This is a genomic window from Acidimicrobiales bacterium, assembly GCA_035536915.1.
Taxonomy (GTDB): domain Bacteria; phylum Actinomycetota; class Acidimicrobiia; order Acidimicrobiales; family JAHWLA01; genus JAHWLA01.
On the sequence record DATLNE010000031.1, the window covers coordinates 128,972 to 148,274 of the forward strand.

A 19,303-nucleotide genomic window follows, 5' to 3' on the forward strand; every position below is an offset into this window, starting at 1 on the left:
CTCAGTTCTCCAGACTGCGAGGGTTTTACCTTCGCACGTCGAAATGCACCTTGCAAGTGAATGCTCCCTTCGGGAGCGTCGACAGTTGGGGGGATGTCAGTGTCACGAAGCCCTTGTTCGTCCGTGCTGTCTTCCCCAGGAACCCTGCTGATCCCCAGTGGTCTGACCGTGTGGTTCACGGGGCTTCCTTCCGCCGGCAAGAGCACGTTGGCAGGCTCGCTTCAAGCTCGGCTGCTGGCCTCCGGACATCGGGTCGAGGTTCTCGACGGCGACGAGATGCGATGGCACTTGGGAAAGGAACTGGGCTTCGACCATGACGGACGCTCTGAGAACGTGCGTCGTATTGGGTTCGTCGCCTCGTTGCTTGCTCGCAACGGCGTGGTCGCGCTCTGCCCCGTCATAGCGCCTTACTCGGCAACACGGGAAGAGGTACGAGTGCTCCATCGCGGTGACTTCTTCGAGGTCTACGTGTCGACGTCGCTGTTCGTGTGTCGCCAGCGCGACGTGAAAGGCCTCTACGCGCGAAGTGACATCGGCGAGGTGCGCAACCTGACCGGCGTCGATGATCCTTACGAAGTGCCGGAGCGGCCCGATGTCGTGGTCTCGACGGAAGAGCAGTCGGTCGAAGCGTGTACCGACCTCATCGTGGACGCCCTTGCCTCGTATGGGACGATGCGACAGGCGCGGGCTACGGAGAGTCGCTGACAAACCCTGTGTTGCGCTCGGTCAGCCGGTGGCCTTGACGGTGCCGGTCTCGATGCCGTCCCAGAGGACGGTGCGGTCGGCGTCGACCGTCAACCAGCCGTCGTCTTCGACCACGGCGGAGCCCCGCAACATCACGCCCCGCTTGGCCGCGGGGCCGGGGGCGCCGTAGTCGTCGACGACCACGGCGGCGTCCACCGGAGAGGGCGCGGCTGCCAACGCCAGCAGGTCAGTGGGCACTTGCGCCCGGCTGTCGTCCTGGTGCCACCGCCCCGGCAATGCCAGCAACGACCCGTCGCCCCAACCCAACGCCACCACGGCACCCACCGCGGCCGACGACTGGGCCACGTCGGTCGACGCCGCCGATCCGCACGAGCCCGGCCACGAGCCCCACTGCTCCCGCACGGCGAACCCGTCGAGCAGCGCCACTCCCGTGGGCCGCACAGAGAACAGCACTCGTACCTGCGGCACCCGCCACCCCAGCCGTCCCCGCGCCAGGTCGGAGGCGAAGCCCGCCAAGTCGACCGCATTGCGCAACGAGTACCGGGCCACGGCGGCGGGCGCCCGCAGCACGTCGGCCATCGGGGGGAGGGCGGCGGGATGGAAGGCGGCGACCTCCCCGACCATGGCGACAGCCCGCCCGCCCGCCCGCACCAGGACGGCGACCGACGGCCGGCGGGGGAGGAGCCGGGCCTTCAAGGTACCCGCGGCGGCGAAGAACCACAGCCGCCCGCCGTCGACGGCGTAGAGCTCGGGGGTGACGTGGGGACCGCCGGAAGCAGCCACGGTGACGTACGCCTGGCGACCCTCAGCGAGGACGCCGGCGACCAGGGGGTGAGTGAGCGGGTCGATGGGGCGATTGCTACCCATCGGGGGGCACATGGCATGCTGCCACCCCGCATGTCGGACGCTCCCCCCTCTCTCGACGCGGCCCTGCCGCGCTGGGCCGCCCCTGCCCTGGTCGCCACCCTGGTGGCGGGCATCGCCTTCCGCCTGCACAGCGGTTCGGCCCTGTGGCTCGACGAAGCCCTCACCGTCAACATCGCCTCGGTGCCGCTGGCCGACCTGCCCGACCGGCTTCGCCACGACGGCTCGCCGCCGCTCTACTACGCCCTCCTGCACCTGTGGATGCGGGTGTTCGGCGACAGCGACCTCGCCGTGCGCTCGATGTCGACGGTGTTCGCCCTCGCCACCCTGCCCGTGGCCTACGTCGCCGGGCTGCGCATGGCCCGGGGCGACCGCCGCACCGCCTTCTACGGCCTGGCCCTGCTGGCCGCCTCGCCGTTCGCCATCCGCTTCGCCACCGAGGCGCGCATGTACGCGCTGATCATGCTGCTCACGACCGTCGGCATCATCGTGGTCGACCGGGCGCTGGAACGTCCCACCGTGGCCCGCCTGCTCCCGTTGGCCGCCATCAGCGCCGCCTTGGTGATGACGCACTACTGGACGTCGTTCGTCCTGGTGGCCACCGCGGGCGTCGTGCTGCTGTTCCGCCGTGCCCGTCGCGTGGCCGCCGCCACCCTGGCGGGCGCCGCCGCCGCCGTCCTGCCGTGGCTGCCCGTCCTCCTCTACCAGGTGAAGCACACGGGCACCCCGTGGGCCGCCGCCCCCGGCCTGCACGTGGCCCTGGCCGCCGTCACCGACTACGCGGGCGGCTACAGCCAGACGGGGGCCTTCCTCAGCCTGCTCATGCTCGGCCTCGCCGTGGTCGCCCTGTTCGGCCGCCCCGCGGGACCGAAGGCCGTCACCCTGCGCCTGCCCGGCGAACGCCGCCCCACCGCGCTGGCCGCCCTCAGCCTCGGCGGCCTTGCCGTCGGCGTGGTGGCATCGGTGCTCCTGCGCAGCGGGTTCGCCGCCCGCTACGCAGCCATCGCCCTCGTGCCGTTCCTCCTCCTCGTGGCCTTCGGCATCCGCAAGCTGCCCTCGCCCAAGACCCAGGCCGTTGTGGCCGCCGTCTGCGTCGTGCTCGGCTTCCTCGGCGCCATCCCCCTGGTGCACAACCCCCGTTCGCAGGCCCGCCTGGTGGCCGGCGCCATCACCGAGCGAGCGGCGCCCGGCGACCTCGTCGTCTACTGCCCCGACCAGCTCGGCCCCGCCGTCAGCCGCCACCTGCCCGACGACATGACGCAGCTCGTCTACCCCACCAAGGGCACGCCGAAGTTCGTCGACTGGGTCGACTACCGGGAGCGCAACCGGGCCGCCGTGCCCGAGGCGTTCGCCGCCGACGTCCTCCGGCAAGCGGGCGACAACACCGTCTGGCTGGTGTGGGCCAACGGCTACCGCACGTTTTCCGAGGACTGCCAGACACTGCGTGACACGCTGTTGGTGGCGCGGGGCGAGACACGCAGCGTTAAGCGCATGGGCCGCTACTTCGAGAAGATGATGCTGTACCGCTTCCCCGGGTCGTGAAGCGCAAGGACGTCGTCCGTGACCTGCGGGCGGCGCTGCCCGGCTGGGTCGCCGCCCGGGTCGTCGTCGCCGCCACCTTCGCCTTCGCCCACTGGTTCGCCGACCGCACAGACCCGCCGCTGTGGAGCGTGCGCCACCTGCAGGAGGGCCTCCTCGGCTGGGACGCCGTGCGCTACGAGCAGATCGCCCGCTTCGGCTACGAGGCGCTGCCCCAGCAGGAGCTGCGCTTCTTCCCGCTGCTGCCCATGCTGGCCCGCGGCCTCGGCTTCCTCTTCGGCGGCCACCACGGCGTGGCCCTGCTCGTCATCTCCAGCGTCTCGGCCCTCGCCTTCGGCGCCCTCATGCACCGCCTCGTCCTCAGCGAGGCCAACGACAGCGCCATGGCCCGGCGCGCCACATGGTTCGTGGCCCTTGCCCCTGCCGCCTTCGTCTTCGTATGGGGCTACAGCGAGTCGCTGGCCGGCGCCCTCACCGCCGCCGGGTTCCTCGCCCTCAAGAAGCGGGCGTGGTGGTGGGTGGCGGGCATCGGCGTTTTCCTCGGCCTGACCCGCCCGGTCGGCCTGCTCTTCATGGTGCCGGTCGCCCTCGTGGCCTTGCGCGAGTTCCGCATACGCCAGCTCGGCCGCATGGCCGCCGCCCTGCTCGCACCGGTGGCGGGCGCGGCGATGTACTGCGCCTGGGTGTGGCGGGCCTTCGGCGACCCCATGATCCCGTTCCAGATCCAGCAGCAGGACAACTTCCGGGGGCCGGTGATCAGCCCCCTCGGCCCGTTGGCCGCCGCCATCGGCGACGCCTTCGCCGGCACATGGCAGGACAACGTGCGCCACCTGCCGTGGATCGCCGTGGCCGTCGTGCTCGTGGTCGTCTGCTTCAAGCACTGGCCGCTGCCCTACGCGGCGTTCGCGGCCGTTACCGTGGTGGTGGCGCTGAGCGCCGATTGGTGGGGATCGTTCGAGCGCTACGTGTTCAGCACGGTGCCGATCGTGCTGGCGGCGGCGAGCGCGAGTCGCACGAAGTGGCGCGAACGAGCGATGCTGGTAGTCGGAGCCGCGGCCATGGGGACGTACAACGTCTTGGCCTTGCTCGGCTCCTACGTGCCGTGAACGACAGACGAGGGTAGAGCGCGCAGCCACATGCCGAACAAGAACGAGAAGTCGCCGCAGGTCGCCATCATCGGGGCCGGCCCCGCAGGCCTGACCGCCGCCTACCAGTTGGCCAAGGCAGGCCATGGGGCGAGCACCACGGTGCTGGAATCCGAGAACGTGGTGGGCGGCATCAGCCAGACCGCCGAACGTGACGGTTGGCGCTTCGACATCGGGGGCCACCGGTTCTTCACCAAGGTGAAGGCGGTCGAGGAGCTGTGGCACGAGATCCTCCCCGACGAGGACTTCCTCACCCGTCCCCGCCTCAGCCGCATCTACTACCGGGGCAAGCTCTTCGACTACCCCCTGAAGGCCATGAACGCCCTCAAGGGGCTCGGCCTGATCGAGGCCTTCCTGTGCGTCGTGTCCTACGTCTGGGCCCGCATCCGCCCGCCCAAGGACCAGACCACCTTCGAGGGCTGGACCACGGCCCGGTTCGGCAAGCGCCTCTACACAATCTTCTTCAAGACCTACACGGAGAAGGTGTGGGGCGTGCCCGCCACCGAGATCCAGGCCGACTGGGCGGCGCAGCGCATCAAGAACTTGTCGCTGTTCAAGGCCGTGCTCAACGCGCTGCTGCCCAAGCGCAACCAGAAGGACATCACCAGCCTCATCGAGGAATTCCAGTACCCCAAGTACGGCCCCGGGATGATGTGGGAGCGCTGCACCGAACTGGTGCAGGCCGAGGGCACCAAGGTGCTCATGGAGACGCCGGTGACGGCCATCGAGCACGAGGGCGGCAAGGCCGTGGCCGTGCACGCGGGCGGCACCCGCTACGAGGCCACCGACGTGGTCTCGTCGATGCCGATCTCCACGCTGGTCAAGATCATGCAGCCCCAGCCGCCGGCCGAGGTCATCGACGCCGCCAACGGCCTGGCCTACCGCGACTTCCTCACCGTGGCCTTGGTGGTGCCGCTCGAGGCGGGCTTCCCCGACAACTGGATCTACATCCACTCGCCCGACGTGAAGGTGGGCCGCATCCAGAACTTCGGGTCGTGGTCGCCGTACCTGGTCAAGGACGGGCGCACCTGCCTCGGCCTCGAGTACTTCATCTTCGAGAGCGACGACATGTGGTCGTGGCCCGACGAGAAGCTGGTCGAGCAGGGCAAGGTGGAGCTGGGCAAGCTCGGGCTCGTCGACCCGTCGAAGATCGAGTCGGGCTACGTGGTGCGGATGCCCAAGGCGTACCCCATGTACGACGACAAGTACAAGGCTCGCGTGGGCGTCATCCGCGACTGGATTCAGCAGAACACGCCCAACGTCTTCCCGGTCGGCCGTAACGGGATGCACAAGTACAACAACCAGGACCACTCCATGCTGACGGCCATGCTGTCGGTGGAGAACATCCTGGGCGCCTCCCACGACATCTGGTCGGTGAACGTGGAAGAGGAGTATCACGAGGAGAAGGCCAAGAGCGCCTGACGATTCGGCGTATCATCTGCGGCGGAGCCCGCTTCAAGGCGGTAGGCGGGCCCGCACTGCTTCTCGCAGGGGGCCGGATGCCAGGCGAATTCTTCGTTCGCCCTGTCGCCGATGCGACCTGTACCACGGTCGCCGTCGGCGGTGATGTCGATACCTACACCTCGCCCGAGTTGGTGCGCGCCCTCGACGAGGTCGTGCGGGCCGGCGCATCCGAGGTGGTGGTCGACGTGGCCGAGGTGACCTTCATCGACTCCTCCGGACTGGCCGCGCTCATCGGCGGGGCCAAGCAAGCCCGCAGCCACGGCGCCTCGCTGAAAGTGACGCGTGCCGACGCGAGCGTGCGGCGCCTGTTCGAGATCGCCGGGCTGAACGAGATCCTCGGCGTCGAACCCGACTAGTGCTGCTTGGTGGCGACCTTGTCGTAGAACTGCTGGGGCAGCACGTCGTAGTGGTCGTGGCGGGTGGTGAAGCGGCCCCGGCCACCGGTGAGCGAGCGCAGGTCGATGGCGTAGCGCAGAAGCTCGGAGGTGGGCACGTGGGCCACCACGATCTGCTCGCCGTCGTTGCCGCTCTCGGTGCCTTGGACCCGGCCGCGGCGGGCGTTGAGGTCACCCATGACGTCGCCTTGGTAGGCGGCGGGCACGGTGACTTCGAGCAGTGAGACGGGTTCGAGGATGACCGGGCCTGCCTTGGCCATGGCCTCCTGCAGGGCCAACGAGCCCGCCATCTTGAAGCTCATCTCCGAGCTGTCGACGGCGTGGTACTTGCCGTCGTAGAGGGTGACCTTGAGGTCGACGACGGGAAAGCCGTAGTGGCCGCCTGAGGCCATGGCCTCGCGGATGCCTTTCTCCACCGCGGGGATGAACTGGCGGGGGATGGCGCCGCCCACGATCTGGTCGGCGAACTCGAAGCCCGCGCCCCGCTCCAGCGGCTCGATGCGGATGTCGGCCACGCCGAACTGGCCGTGGCCGCCCGACTGCTTCTTGTACTTGCCCTCGGCTTCGGCCGACCCGGTGATCGTCTCGCGGTAGGGGACCTTGACCGGCTGGGTTTCCACCTCGACGCCGAACTTGCGCGACAGGCGTTCGGTGACGATGGCCAGGTGGGTCTCACCCATGCCGGAGAGCAGGGTCTGGTGCGTTTCGTCGTCGCGGCGCACGAACAGCGCAGGGTCTTCGTCCTGCAGCTTGTGCAGGGCGGTCATGAGCTTGTCCTCGTCGCCCTTCGACTTAGGGCTGATGGCGATCGACAGCACCGGCTCGGCGGCGGGCGGCGGAGGCACGACCACCGGCATGTTCTTGGGGGCGAGGGTGTCGCCGGTGCGGGTGTCGCCCAGCTTGGCCACCGCGGCGATGTCGCCCGCGGGCACCTCGGACACCTGGTCCTGCTCCTTGCCCCGCAGGGTGAACAGGGAGTGCAGCTTCTCGTCGCCGTGGGTGCGGGTGTTGGCCAGCACGGTGTCGGGGCGGATGGTGCCCGACAGCACCTTGAACATCGACACCTTGCCCACGTGGCGGTCGGCCAGCGTCTTGAATACGTAGGCCAGCGGCTGGCCTGTGGGGTCGCAGGCCACCTCCTCCATGGTGTCGCCCGCTTCCACGGCGACGGGCGGTCGGTCGGTGGGTGCGGGGCCGATTTCGCAGATGAACTTGGCCAGGCGGTCGATGGCCACGCCCTTGGCCGCCGAGCCGCAGACGACGGGGAAGACCGACGCCGCGGCCACGCCGTGGGCGAGGGTGTCCTCCAGCTCCTTGGGGCTGGGGATGTCGCCTTCGAGGTAGCGCTCGGTGAGCTCGTCGTCGGCCACCACGATGCCTTCCACGAGGTTGTCGTGGACCTGGTGCTCCAGCGCCTCCATCTCGTCGGGGATGGGGCCTTCGACAGGGCCGCCGCTGTCGTAGGTGATGGCGGTGTCGGTGAGCAGGTCGGCCACGCCGTGGAAGGCGGCCTCGGCCCCGATGGGCAGTTCGAGGGGAGCGACGCCTGCGCCGAAGATGTCCCGCAGTTGGTCGAGGGTACGCTCGAAGTCGGCCCGTTCCCGGTCGAGCTTGTTGACGAAGATCATGCGGGGCACGTCGAGCGAAGCGGCCAGCTTCCAGGCGATCTCGGTCTGCACCTCCACGCCTTCCACGGCGCTGACCACGAACACGGCGAGGTCGGCCACCCGCAGGGCGGCTTCCACCTCGCCCATGAAATCGGCGTAGCCGGGGCAGTCGATCAGGTTGATCTTGTGGCCCTCGAACTCGAAGGGCGCCAGCGACGCGGAGAGGGAGATGTGGCGCTTGACCTCTTCGGCGTCGAAGTCGGTGGTGGTGTTGCCGTCTTCGACGCGGCCTTGGCGGGAGATGGCGCCCGCGCAGTACAAGAGGGCCTCGGCCAGCGTGGTCTTTCCGGCACCACCGTGCCCCACCAGGGCGACGTTCCTGATCTTGGCGGGCGGGAAGCTCTTCACGAGGCAACCTCACTTCCACTCATCGGTGGTGTCGGATTCGTCAGATTAGCGAACGGCACTGGTACCCTGACGGGGTGTTCGACGGACGCTGGCGGACCAGCGTTGACCGAGTCACGGCCCCCGTCGGCGCCTCGATACGACGTTCCGGGGTGACGGCCGACCAGTTCACCGCCTTGGGCCTTGCCATGGCGGGCGTGACCGCGGTCGTCATCGGTTCGGGGCGCCTGCGCCTGGGGTTCGTGCTGTTGATCGCCTCGGCCGTTCCCGACCTGCTCGACGGTGCCGTGGCCAAGGCGTCGGGCACCGCTTCAAAGCGCGGCGCGTTCTTCGACTCGGTGGCCGACCGGGTGACCGACTCGCTGGTCCTCGGTGGCATCGCCTGGCACCTGGCGGCGACCGATCCTGGTGGGCGCCTGATGCTGCTGCCCATGGCGGTGCTGGGCACCTCCACGTTGATCTCCTACGAGCGGGCCAAGGCGGAGTCGCTGGGCTACTCGGCCAAGGGCGGGCTGATGGAGCGGGCCGAGCGCATCGTGGCCCTGTGCCTCGGGTTGTTGGTGCCGTCGCTGTTGGTGCCGGTGCTGTGGCTGATGCTGGCGCTGACCTCGCTGACCGCCGTGCAGCGGTTCTTCAAGGTGTGGAAGCAGGCCGACGCCCCGCCCCGTCCCCCGGAGCGCACGCCGTGGCGTTCCGGCGCGGTGGCCATGCGCATGGCCGAGCGGCGCCGCCAGCGGCTGGCCCGCCGGGGCCGGCGGTTCGACCGGGCCCGCACCCGGCCCTAAGCGCGCTCGGCCTTGTTGCTCGACGACCTCCGCCGCCGGGCTCCGTACTTCGGTTACCTGGCCGCGTCGAAGGTGGCGCGCACGCTGCCCATGCCGGTGGCGTCGCGGTTGGCTTCCGGCGCAGCCGTGGTTGCTGCCGCCGCCTTGCCGGGGCGGCGGGCCATGGTGGAGCGGCACATGGCCCGGGTGGGCAGGCCTGGCGCCGGGCGCGAGGTGTTCCGCTCGTATGCCCGGTACTGGCTGGAGTCGTTCCGCCTGCCCGACGTCTCGCCCGCCGACTTGGAGCGGGGGCTGGAGGCCGAAGGCCTCGAACATCTGGAGGCGGCCAAGGCGGCGGGCCACGGCGTGATCATGGCCATGCCGCACCTGGGCGGCTGGGACTTCGGCGGTGCCTGGTTCGCCGGGCGGGGCTACAAGACGACGGTGGTGGTGGAACTGCTGGAGCCTCCCGAGCTATTCGACTGGTTCGCCCGCTTCCGCTCGCAGCTGGGGGTCGACGTGGTGCCGCTGGGACCGGAGGCCGCGGGGGCGTTGCTGCGCATCTTGCGCGACGGGGGGATCGTCGGGCTGGTGTGCGACCGCGACATCGGCGGTACGGGCGTGGAGGTGGAGTTCTTCGGGGAGCGCACCACGCTGCCGTCGGGGCCGGCCACGCTGGCGTTGCGCACGGGTGCGGCGATCTTGCCCACCGCCGTGTACTTCGACGGCGACGGCCACCGCGGCGTGATCCGTCCGCCGGTCGACACCGTGCGCACAGGCTCGTTCCGGGAAGACGTGGTGCGGGTCACCCAGGCCCTGGCCCGGGAGTTGGAGGACTTCATCCGCCAGGCGCCGGAGCAGTGGCACCTGCTCCAGCCCAACTGGCCCTCCGACCGCCCCTGACCCCTGCCCCGCCCCGCCCCGCTACGAAGTTGCGTAGGAATCGCGCCGTTTTCCGAGCCATTTGGTACGCAACTTCGGCGGTAGCGTGTTCGGCGTGGGAGGGGGGACCGAGGTGCAGGTACGCAGTCGGCGTCGACTCGCCCGACGAGAGCTTTCGCAGCGCGAACGGATGGCGTGGTGGGGAGCGATTGCCGCCGCGGCCGGCGTGGGTGAGTTGCTCGCCCAGGTCATCGGCCGAGGCACGTGGGCGGGCGAGTCGTTCGAAGGGTTGTGGGCCGCACCGATGGTTTCCTACACGGTGGTGCTACTGACGCCGCGTGGCGAACCTGCCGGTGCGACAGCGCGCTGGCTGCTCCGGGCGCTTCCCGTCTACGTCGTCGTGACGGTCGCCTTCGGTTACCTGTTGAGCCGCTGATGATGGCGCGCCTCTTCGCCTGGTCCGCTTCGCGTAGCGCAGCATTCGGGGAGCCTCGTCGGCTGTCGTGGTGGGAGCACCTCCTGTGGTGGGTGGGCATCGTGGCCGCCTTCGGGCTTCGGACATTCCTCAGCGATCGTCTCGGCGGAGACACCTGGCCCGCCATGTCACTGAGCGGCCTGGGTGCGGGCGCAATCGCTGTGTACGGGCTGTTCCTGCACGCTCCTCAGGGCGAGCCGGCCTCTGCCACACTTCGGCGGCTCGGGGCGATGACGCTGGCGTTGGTGCCGCTGTTCGTCGTCCTCGGTTACCTGTTCAGTCGTTGAGTTCGCAGTAGTGCACCCCCTGGTGTGCACAACTGCGAAGTCAACGCATCCGACGCGCCGCCGGTAGCCTCGCGGGGTGCGCATCGGCTTGGTGTGCCCCTACAGCCTCACCGTCCCGGGCGGGGTGCAGGGGCAAGTGCTCTCACTGGCTCGGGCCCTGCGTCGACAGGGCCACGAGGCGCGGGTGTTGGCGCCGTGCGACGGGCCGCCGCCTGACGGGTTCGTCACCCCGCTGGGCAATTCGATCCCCTTCGCCTCCAACGGCAGCATCGCCCCGTTGGCCCTCGACCTGCCGTGCGCGCTGCGCACCATCCGGGCCTTGCGCGACGAGGAGTTCGACGTCGTGCACCTGCACGAGCCGCTCTGCCCCGGCCCCACCCTGACGGCGCTGCTGGCCGCCGACCACCCCATCGTCGGCACCTTCCACCGCTCCGGCGCCAGCCGGGCCTACCGACGCTTCCGGCCTCTCGTGCGCCAGATCGCCGACCGCATCGACCTCAAGGTCGCTGTCTCCGCAGACGCCCGCCGCACCGCCACCGACGCCCACCCGGGCGACTACGTCCTGCTGTTCAACGCCATCGAGGTGGAGCGGTTCGCCACGGCGACGCCGACGCCCACCAACGGCCCCACCATCTTCTTCCTCGGTCGCCACGAGCCCCGCAAGGGCCTCGACGTCCTGCTCGAAGCCATGGCCCACCTGCCCGCCGACGTGCACCTGTGGGTGGCGGGCGACGGACCCCAAACGGTGGAACTGAAGGAACGCACCCGCAACGACTCCCGCATCGAGTGGCTGGGTCGGATCGGCGACCAAGAGGTGGCCTCCCGACTGCGGGGCGCCGACGTGTTCTGCGCGCCGAGCTTGCACGGCGAGTCGTTCGGCGTCGTCCTGCTCGAAGCCATGGCCGCACGCACGGCCATCGTGGCGGGCGACCTGCCCGGCTACCGCAACGTGGCTCGCCCCGACGAACACGCCGTGCTCGTGCCCCCGGGTGACGCGCCGGCCCTGGCCAAGGGGCTCGAACGAGTGCTCACAGACACCGACCTGGCCGCCCGCCTCGTCGCCGCCGGCGAACCGCGGGCCGCCGAGTTCTCCATCGAGCAACTGGCCGAGCGCTACGTCGAGCTCTACCAGTCGGTCATCGCGGCGAGCCCAGGTCGACGACGACCCTGAAGGGCGAGGCCAGTGTGGTGACCCGCACGCCCTCGGGCCGGGGCCGGGCCCCGATCACCCAGGTGACGACACCCTCGAAGTCGCCCGTGCGCACCGCTTCCTCCACCACCTCGCCCCGCGTGGTGATGCGCCGCTCGCCTTGGTAGACGGGCACGACGCGCTCGCCCTGGAAGCGGGCGGTGGCGGCGTTCTCGAAGCGCACCTCGTAGAGCACCTCGCCCTTCACCTCGACGGCGTCGCCTGAACCGTCCTCGGTCACCGGCCGCGTGGTGATGTCGACGCGATAGCCGGGCACCGCGTCTTCGAACTCGAACACCACCCGGTCGAAGCCGTCATGGGCCGCAACCCGTACGGCGGCGAGGTACGCCCGGGTGGCCGACGCGGGCCGCGCCGCGGGCAGGGCGCCGGGCACGAACGCCGTGCTGGGCGACGTCGTCTCCGCCACCGACGACGAGGTGGACGACGACGAGCTCGTCGAGGCGTCAGCGGTGTCGACCGTGGGGTCGTCGCCGCGGTTGCACGAGGCGAGCAGGACGAGCGCAGCGACCACGACGAAGCGTTTCACGAAGGCCAGTATGCGCGCAGAAGGGGCCTCCACTGGGGGAGAGGCCCCTTCTGCATTGCAAGCCCGCCAGGCTGTGATGTGGTGGTGGAGGGCGGACTTACCTCGTCGCCCGGCGCACCGGCATCCGCACCCATTCACGGAAGCCGAGGCCAAGGGCGATGAGAAGCATGGCCAGTGCCGTCAGGGGGACTGCGTTCGTCCCGGTGGCGGCCAGGCTGCGGTCGTTCTCCGTGCCGGTGCCGGGGATGATCGGCGCCGACGGGGCGAAGTTCGACGTGCTGGTGATCGAAGCGAGGGTGACGTTGCCGCCGTCGGCCAGCGCTCCGGCCTCAGTGGCGTCCACCTCGGCGCCGAGCAGGCCCATGGCGGCGTCGAGGCCGTCGAGGACTGCGGAGGCACCCAGGCCTTCGAGGGTCTCTTCCACGCTGCCGGCCAGGCCCGTCACTGTGGCGACGATGTCGGCCAGTGCCTCAGGAGGCGTGATGGTGGCCGACAGGGCGGTGATGCCGTCGACTGCCTCGACGTAGCCGCCCGCCGAGGTGACGCCGTGGTCGGCCGCCCGCTCGAAGACCTTGACGTCGACCAGGTCGGCCAGGTCGGCGTGCACCACGCCGAGGACGCCGCCGATGGTGTCGTTGACCGTGTTGACGGCGGCGTTGATGTCGGCCAGGTGCGAAGCGAGGTCGATGCCGTCGACTGCCACGCCGCCGACCTTCAGGCCGCCCAGCTTGGCGGTCACTTCGGCAACGCTGTTCTCCACGGTGTCAGCCGCCTTGGTGGTGACGCCTACTTCGACGCCGTTCACCTCGAGCAGGGCCACACCGTCGAGCACGGCGAGCACGTCGTCGATGAGCGTGGTGAGGGTGCCCTGCACGTGCTCGATAAGGGTGTCGAGCTGTGCGGTGACGTCGGTCAGGTCGGTGATCGCAGTCTCGACGTCGTCGTTGATGACTTCGCCCAAGCCGATGCCGTTGACGGTCCCGACGATCGTCTGCACGGTCTCGCCGGTCGGCAGCGCCGGCGTCGTGGCAGCGGCTGCGGCCTGCAGCTCGTCGATCTGCGCATTGAGCGCAGCGACGGCGGTGTCGACGGCCTCACCGGTGGCGAGGTCGCCAACCGGCACGCCGAGCTCGTCGAGCAGGTCGGTCAGCAGGTCGAGGGGGAGGTCGCCCAACGAGATGTTGAGGCCGGCCAGCAACGAACCGAGGTCGAGCACGACCACTTGGTCGATCTTCACGGCGCGGGTGCCGGTGGAGGCTGCCGAGGTGGCTGCCGTCTCGACGTCGGAGGTCACGCCTTCCAGGGTGGCCAGGCCACCGGCGACGGCGGCGTCGGTCAGGGCGGCGTCGAGGCCTGCCGTCGAGGAGGCGGCCGACGCAGCCGAGCTGAGGCTGGCAGCGCCGAGGGTGCCGGACAGCACCGCTTCAGGGATTGTCACGCCGGTCGCAGGCTCGGAGAGGTTGAGCGAGCCGATGGTCACCGACTCGTCACCGCCGGGCTGCTTCGACTCGGCGGCGCCGGAGCTCAGGTTGAGCGCATCGACAAGCTCGGAGGAGACCTCCACGCCGGTCAGGCGGGAGAACGCTTCAGGGGCCGAGACGGCGGGGTCGATGGTGGCCCGGGCGTCGTCGCCCAACAGGCGAACCCCGAGGACGGAGCCGTCGGTGCCGAGGGCCACGCCTACGACGGTGGTGGTCACGTCGGCGGTGCCTACGCCGGCGGTGGCGGCCGAAGCCGAACCGAACGACGAGGCCGCGCCGACAAGGACGACGGTGGTGACTGCGGCGACTGCCGCTCGGACGTTTCGCATCAAAGTTCCCCCAGGTCGGGTCGGACTCATACCTGTTGAGCACTTTGACCTCCGGACGCTTCCGCGCCTATCGCCCGATCAGGTCATTTAGTCCCGCGCGAAAGGACTAGTCACCGGGTGGGCAGCGGCCCATCGCCTACCATCGCCCCCTGATGAGCGCCCTCTGGATCGTCGTCGCGGTCCTCGTCCTCGCCGTGATCTACGTGATCGCCGTCTACAACGGCTTGATCCGTCGTCGGAACCGCATCGACGAGGGCTGGGCCCAGATCGACGTGCAACTGCAGCGCCGCTACGACCTCATCCCCAACTTGGTGGAGACGGTCAAGGGCTACGTCGAGCACGAACAAGGGGTGTTCGAAGAGGTGACCCGGGCCCGCACCGCGGCCATCGGCGCCCAAGGCGTGCCCGCCCAAGCCGAGGCCGAGAACGTCGTCACCAACGCGCTGCGTTCGCTGTTCGCGGTGGCCGAGGCCTACCCCGACCTCAAGGCCAACCAGAACTTCCTCGCCCTGCAGGAGGAGCTGTCGGGCACCGAGGGCCGCATCGCCTACGCCCGCCAGTACTACAACGACGCCGTGCGCGACTACAACACCAAGATCCAGTCGTTCCCCGGGAACCTGGTGGCCGGCGCCTTCTCCTTCACGCCCCGCGACTACTTCGAGGCCGACGACACCACCCGCGGGCCGGTGTCCGTGCAGTTCTGATCGCCTTGTTCGACCAGATCACGCACAACAAGCGACGCTCCACGCTGCTCGTCGCCTCCTTCTTCCTGGTGGTGGCGGCCGCCGGGTGGGCCTTCAACGTCCTCATCGGCGGCGGCATCACCGGACTGGTGATCGCCACGGTCATCGTGCTGGGCATGTCGGCGGGCGCGTACTTCAAGGCCGACGCCATCGCCTTGGCCATGAGCCACGCCCGGCCCGCCGACCCTGCCGAGCATGCCCGGCTGCACAACCTGGTCGAGGGGCTCTGCATCGCTGCGGGCCTGCCCAAGCCTCGCCTCTACATCGTGGAGGACGACGCCCCCAACGCCTTCGCCACCGGCCGCGACCCCAAGCACGCCGCCGTGGCGGTGACCACGGGCCTGCTGGCCAAGCTGAACCGGGTGGAGCTCGAAGGCGTGCTGGCGCATGAGCTCAGCCACATCAAGAACTACGACGTGTTGGTCTCGACGCTCGCCGTCACCATGGTGGGCATCGTCGCCTTGCTGGGCGACTGGGGCTTGCGCTTCCTGTGGTGGGGCGGGCCGCGCCACAAGGACGACAGCAGCGACGGCGGGGGGGGAGCGGGCGGGTGGATCATGGCGGGCCTGGCCTTCGGCTTCCTGCTGCTGGCCCCGCTCAGCGCCAAGCTCATGCAGTTCGCCGTCAGCCGTCGGCGGGAGGCGCTGGCCGACATCACCGGCGTGTCGCTGACCCGCTACCCGCCGGGGCTCATCGCCGCGCTGGAAAAGCTGCGCGATGACCGTACCGTGGTGCACAGCGGCTCCCGGGCCACGGCGCACCTCTGGATCGAGTCTCCCGTTCCCCGGGAGGAGTCGGAGGGCAAGCTGGCCAAACTGGGCCGGCTGTTCGACACCCACCCACCCTTGGAGGAGCGGATCCAAGCGCTCAGGGAGTTGTGATGCGACGCATTGCCTTGGCTGTTGCCCTGGTCCTCGCCACTGCTGCGTGCGGCGGCGGCAAGAAGGAAGCTGCTACCACGACGACGAGCGTGGTGGAGACGACGACCACCACCATGCTGAGCCAGTTGCCGCCCGGCGGCGCGCCGCTGACGGGGTTGGTTGCCGATGCCGCCAAGACGGCCCGGCCGTTGCTGATCGTGAAGATCGACAACGCGCCGAAGGCTCGTCCGCAGGCCGGGCTGAACCAGGCCGACGTGGTGGTGGAGGAGGCGGTCGAGGGCGGGGTCACCCGTTTCGTCACCATGTTCCATTCGCAGGACGCCGACCCCGTGGGGCCGGTGCGTTCGGCCCGGTCCACCGACATGTTGCTGGCGGCGCCGCTCAACCGGCCCCTGTTCGCGTACTCCGGCGCCAACGCAGGCTTCGACAAGCTCATCCGCGAGTCGCCGGTGGTCGACGTCGGCTACGAGGCCCAGACCGCCCAGTACACCCGGGAGCGGGGCCGCCCCGCCCTCTACAACGTGTTCTCGGCCACGCCCCGCCTGCACGGGCTGGCGCCCGCCGGTTCCGGCCCGCCGCCGCCGCTGTTCTGGTACCGGCACCCCGGCCAGCCGTCTGTGGGTGACGCCATGGGCGGGGTGCGCATGGAGTACCGGGGCAAGATCGTCACCGCCGTGCAGTGGGCGTGGGACGCCGGTGTCGGGCTGTGGAAGCGCAGCCAGGACGGTGGCCCCCACGTCGACGCCGCGGGCGCGCCGGTAACGGCCCACAACGTCGTCGTGCAACTCGTCACCTACCACGACACCGGTTACCGGGATCAGTCAGGCGCCGAGGTGCCCGAAGCCGACCTGGTGGGCGAAGGCGAGGCGTGGGTGCTGTCCGACGGCAAGGTGGTGAAGGGCCGCTGGAAGCGGGGTGCGGCAGGCGAGGTCACCCAGTACCTCGACGGCGCCGGCCAGCCGATCCGCCTCACGCCGGGGCGCACGTGGGTGGAGCTGCCCATCCCCGGCAACGCCACACTCGGCTGACACCCTGGACGGCATGCGCCGTACCACCGTTGCCGTCGTCGCCCTCGCGCTGATCACCACCGCCTGCGGAGGCGGCGACCAGAAGCTCGCGTCGACCACCACGACGATCGTCCCCCAGGCCACCACGTCGACGATCCCGCCCGAGGCTGCCTTCCTCACCGGGGTGCCGCAGCCCGACGGCAAGAAGCAGGACCGGCCTGCGCTGACCATCAAGGTCGACAACGCGCCACTCGCCCGTCCGCAAGCGGGCCTCGACGCCGCCGACGTGGTCTTCGAGGAAGTGGTGGAGGGCGGGGTCGTGCGCTTCCTGGCCGTGTTCCACTCCAAGGACGCCGACGTGGTCGGCCCGGTGCGGTCGGTGCGTCCCGTCGACCCCGAGATCGTCACCCCGATCAAGGGCTTGTTCGCCTCCTCGGGCGGGGCGCCGCAGTTCGAGCGGCTCATCAAGAAGGCGCCGGTGACATTGGTCGGCTGGGACGACCTGCCCAAGGCCTACACACAGCGCAAGGGCCGTCCGGCGCCGCACAACCTGTTCACGTCGACCACCGAGCTCTACAAGGGGGCCAAGAAGGCGGCCACGCCGCCACCGCCCCTGTTCACCTTCCTTCCCACCGGGCAGCCCTTCGCAGTGGCGGGCGGTTCGCCGCTGACATCGCTGGCGGTCCAGATGGGCGGGCCCACCAAGGCCGAGTGGAACTGGGACGACGGGGTCGGCGTGTGGCGGCGCGTCACCAACGGCACCGAGCACAAGCTCGACAACGGCCAGCAGCTGGGGTTCACCAACGTGATCATCCAGTTCGTGCGCTACGTCGACACCGGTTCCCGCGACACCGCGGGCTTCGCCGTGCCGACGGCCAAGGTCATCGGCAAGGGCGAGGCGTGGATCCTGTCGGACGGCCGCCTGGTGAAGGCCAAGTGGGACAAGGCGTCGGCCGCCGCCATCACGTCGTACACCGATTCGTCGAACCTGCCGGTGAAGCTCACGCCGGGCACGACGTGGGTGGCGTTGGCGCCGATCGGTGCGCAAACGACAGTGAGGTAGGGGAGGCCGGGCCGTAGAATGGCGGCCATGGCTGAACGGGAAACGGGAACCGCACGCGTCAAGCGAGGCTTGGCCGAGATGCTCCGAGGCGGCGTGATCATGGACGTCGTCACGCCGGAGCAGGCGAAGATCGCCGAGGACGCAGGTGCGGTGTCGGTGATGGCGCTCGAGCGGGTGCCCGCCGACATCCGGCGCGACGGCGGCGTGGCCCGCATGAGCGACCCGTCGATGATCGAGGGCATCAAGGAGGCCGTGACCATCCCGGTGATGGCCAAGGCCCGCATCGGCCACTTCGCCGAGGCCCAAGTGCTGGAGTCGCTCGGCGTCGACTACATCGACGAGTCCGAGGTGCTGACCCCGGCCGACGAGGCCCACCACATCGACAAGTGGGCGTTCACCGCGCCCTTCGTGTGCGGCGCCACCAACCTGGGCGAGGCGTTGCGCCGGCTGTCGGAGGGGGCGGCGATGATCCGGTCGAAGGGCGAGGCGGGTACCGGCAACATCGTGGAGGCAGTGCGCCACCTGCGCTCGATCCTGGGCGACATCCGCAAGATCACCCAGGCCGATTCGGCCGAGCTCTACGGCTGGGCCAAGGAGCTGCAGGCGCCGGTGTCGCTGGTGCAGGAGGTCGCCGAGACGGGGCGGCTGCCGGTGCCCATGTTCTGCGCCGGGGGCATTGCCACGCCGGCCGATGCGTCGCTGGTGATGCAGTTGGGCGCCGAGGCGGTGTTCGTGGGGTCGGGCATCTTCAAGTCGGCCGACCCGCCCCGCATGGCCCGGGCCATCGTGGAGGCCACCACCCACTTCCGTGACGCCTCGATGGTGGCCAAGGTCTCGCGGGGGCTGGGCGAGGCCATGCGCGGCCTGGAGATCGGCGGGTTGGAGACGAAGCTCGCCGACCGCGGGTGGTAGACCCCGCGTCCCGAGTACATAGCCGGCGAAATTCGCCGGCGATGTACTCGGGACGGAAGGTCGGGGTGCTGGCGTTGCAGGGCGACGTGCGGGAGCACTCGGCCGTGCTGTCCGAGTTGGGGGCGCATGTGGTCGAGGTGCGCACGCCGGAAGACCTGGCGGCGGTCGAGGCGCTGGTGCTGCCGGGTGGCGAGTCCACCACCATCTCGCTGCTGTTGCAGTCGTCCGGGCTGTTCGAGCCCATCGCCGACCGCTTGCGCGAGGGCATGCCGGCGTTCGGCACGTGCGCCGGGATGATCCTGCTGGCGTCCGAGGTGGTCGACGGCCGTCCCGACCAGCGCACGTTCGGCGCCGTCGACATCGCCGTTCGGCGCAACGCCTTCGGTCGCCAGGTCGACTCGTTCGAGGCGGTGCTCGACGTCGACGGCGTGGGCTCGGTGCCCGCGGTGTTCATCCGGGCGCCCTTCGTGGAGCGGGTGGCCGACGGCGTCGAGGTGCTGGCCGCGGTGGACGGGCACCCGGTGGTGTGCCGTTCCGGCGCCGTGCTGGTGGCGTCGTTCCACCCCGAGCTGTCGGGCGACTTGCGCATGCACGAGCTGTTCCTGGGAGGCTGGTAATC

Annotated in this window: 20 protein-coding genes; 16 read left to right on the top strand and 4 right to left on the bottom strand. The window is 70.0% G+C overall.

Annotated elements, in window-relative coordinates; genetic code table 11:
• Positions 1 to 123: 123 nt before the first annotated feature.
• Positions 124 to 705, top strand: a complete 582-nt coding sequence (gene cysC, locus VM938_08150) for an adenylyl-sulfate kinase (protein ID HVF75006.1) — start codon at positions 124 to 126, stop codon at positions 703 to 705.
• 21 nt (positions 706 to 726) lie between these two features.
• Here cysC and VM938_08155 read toward each other — a convergent pair whose 3' ends face one another.
• Positions 727 to 1,572: a pyridoxamine 5'-phosphate oxidase family protein gene (locus VM938_08155; protein HVF75007.1), complete on the bottom strand. Its 846-nt coding sequence runs from the start codon at positions 1,570 to 1,572 to the stop codon at positions 727 to 729.
• A 30-nt stretch (positions 1,573 to 1,602) separates the two neighbouring features.
• On the opposite strand from VM938_08155, the gene VM938_08160 reads away from it, so the two are divergent.
• The 4 genes from VM938_08160 (at position 1,603) to VM938_08175 (ending at position 6,073) form a co-directional block, all read left to right on the top strand.
• Entirely contained in the window at positions 1,603 to 3,111 is a 1,509-nt protein-coding gene (locus VM938_08160; protein ID HVF75008.1) for a glycosyltransferase family 39 protein, read from the top strand.
• Positions 3,108 to 4,214, top strand: coding sequence for a hypothetical protein (locus VM938_08165; protein ID HVF75009.1), 1,107 nt, complete (start codon positions 3,108 to 3,110; stop codon positions 4,212 to 4,214). The genes VM938_08160 and VM938_08165 overlap by 4 nt, the downstream gene beginning before the upstream one ends.
• A gap of 30 nt (positions 4,215 to 4,244) precedes the next feature.
• The gene (locus VM938_08170; protein HVF75010.1) at positions 4,245 to 5,675 is read left to right on the top strand and encodes an NAD(P)/FAD-dependent oxidoreductase; all 1,431 of its coding nucleotides are present in this window, start codon (positions 4,245 to 4,247) and stop codon (positions 5,673 to 5,675) included.
• 77 nt (positions 5,676 to 5,752) lie between these two features.
• A complete protein-coding gene (locus tag VM938_08175; GenBank protein HVF75011.1) occupies positions 5,753 to 6,073 on the top strand; it encodes an STAS domain-containing protein in 321 nt (106 codons plus the stop codon).
• Here the strand turns inward: VM938_08175 and fusA are convergent.
• A complete protein-coding gene (gene fusA / locus VM938_08180; protein HVF75012.1) occupies positions 6,070 to 8,127 on the bottom strand; it encodes an elongation factor G in 2,058 nt (685 codons plus the stop codon). The genes VM938_08175 and fusA overlap by 4 nt on opposite strands.
• Before the next feature lie 149 nt (positions 8,128 to 8,276).
• Here fusA and VM938_08185 point away from each other — a divergent pair, with 149 nt between their 5' ends.
• From VM938_08185 to VM938_08205, 5 genes are all read left to right on the top strand, one after another.
• Positions 8,277 to 8,909 (top strand): CDP-alcohol phosphatidyltransferase family protein, encoded by a 633-nt coding sequence (locus tag VM938_08185; GenBank protein ID HVF75013.1) that lies wholly within the window; start codon positions 8,277 to 8,279, stop codon positions 8,907 to 8,909.
• 12 nt (positions 8,910 to 8,921) lie between these two features.
• Entirely contained in the window at positions 8,922 to 9,791 is an 870-nt protein-coding gene (locus tag VM938_08190) for a phosphatidylinositol mannoside acyltransferase (protein ID HVF75014.1), read from the top strand.
• A 94-nt stretch (positions 9,792 to 9,885) separates the two neighbouring features.
• Positions 9,886 to 10,206, top strand: coding sequence for a hypothetical protein (locus tag VM938_08195; protein HVF75015.1), 321 nt, complete (start codon positions 9,886 to 9,888; stop codon positions 10,204 to 10,206).
• A complete protein-coding gene (locus VM938_08200) occupies positions 10,206 to 10,532 on the top strand; it encodes a hypothetical protein (protein ID HVF75016.1) in 327 nt (108 codons plus the stop codon). The genes VM938_08195 and VM938_08200 overlap by 1 nt, the downstream gene beginning before the upstream one ends.
• Positions 10,533 to 10,608: 76 nt before the next feature.
• Complete coding sequence (locus VM938_08205) at positions 10,609 to 11,703, top strand: glycosyltransferase family 4 protein (protein HVF75017.1); 1,095 nt, start codon at positions 10,609 to 10,611, stop codon at positions 11,701 to 11,703.
• Here the strand turns inward: VM938_08205 and VM938_08210 are convergent.
• Both VM938_08210 and VM938_08215 read right to left on the bottom strand, forming a co-directional pair.
• On the bottom strand, positions 11,669 to 12,268 hold the full coding sequence (locus VM938_08210) for a hypothetical protein (protein HVF75018.1): 600 nt from the start codon (positions 12,266 to 12,268) through the stop codon (positions 11,669 to 11,671). The two genes, VM938_08205 and VM938_08210, sit on opposite strands and share 35 nt — an antisense overlap.
• A gap of 97 nt (positions 12,269 to 12,365) precedes the next feature.
• Positions 12,366 to 14,078: a hypothetical protein gene (locus VM938_08215; protein HVF75019.1), complete on the bottom strand. Its 1,713-nt coding sequence runs from the start codon at positions 14,076 to 14,078 to the stop codon at positions 12,366 to 12,368.
• Positions 14,079 to 14,230: 152 nt separating this feature from the next.
• Between VM938_08215 and VM938_08220 the strand changes: the two genes are divergently transcribed.
• The 6 genes from VM938_08220 to pdxT are packed head-to-tail and all read left to right on the top strand — an operon-like array spanning position 14,231 to position 19,301.
• On the top strand, positions 14,231 to 14,782 hold the full coding sequence (locus VM938_08220) for a LemA family protein (GenBank protein ID HVF75020.1): 552 nt from the start codon (positions 14,231 to 14,233) through the stop codon (positions 14,780 to 14,782).
• Positions 14,783 to 14,787: 5 nt separating this feature from the next.
• The gene (locus VM938_08225; GenBank protein HVF75021.1) at positions 14,788 to 15,702 is read left to right on the top strand and encodes a M48 family metalloprotease; all 915 of its coding nucleotides are present in this window, start codon (positions 14,788 to 14,790) and stop codon (positions 15,700 to 15,702) included.
• Complete coding sequence (locus VM938_08230) at positions 15,702 to 16,730, top strand: DUF3048 domain-containing protein (protein HVF75022.1); 1,029 nt, start codon at positions 15,702 to 15,704, stop codon at positions 16,728 to 16,730. Before VM938_08225 ends, VM938_08230 begins: the two co-directional genes overlap by 1 nt.
• A 13-nt stretch (positions 16,731 to 16,743) precedes the next feature.
• Entirely contained in the window at positions 16,744 to 17,772 is a 1,029-nt protein-coding gene (locus tag VM938_08235) for a DUF3048 domain-containing protein (GenBank protein HVF75023.1), read from the top strand.
• Between the two features lie 27 nt (positions 17,773 to 17,799).
• A complete protein-coding gene (gene pdxS, locus VM938_08240; GenBank protein ID HVF75024.1) occupies positions 17,800 to 18,684 on the top strand; it encodes a pyridoxal 5'-phosphate synthase lyase subunit PdxS in 885 nt (294 codons plus the stop codon).
• Between the two features lie 41 nt (positions 18,685 to 18,725).
• A complete protein-coding gene (gene pdxT, locus VM938_08245; protein ID HVF75025.1) occupies positions 18,726 to 19,301 on the top strand; it encodes a pyridoxal 5'-phosphate synthase glutaminase subunit PdxT in 576 nt (191 codons plus the stop codon).
• Positions 19,302 to 19,303 lie beyond the last annotated feature (2 nt).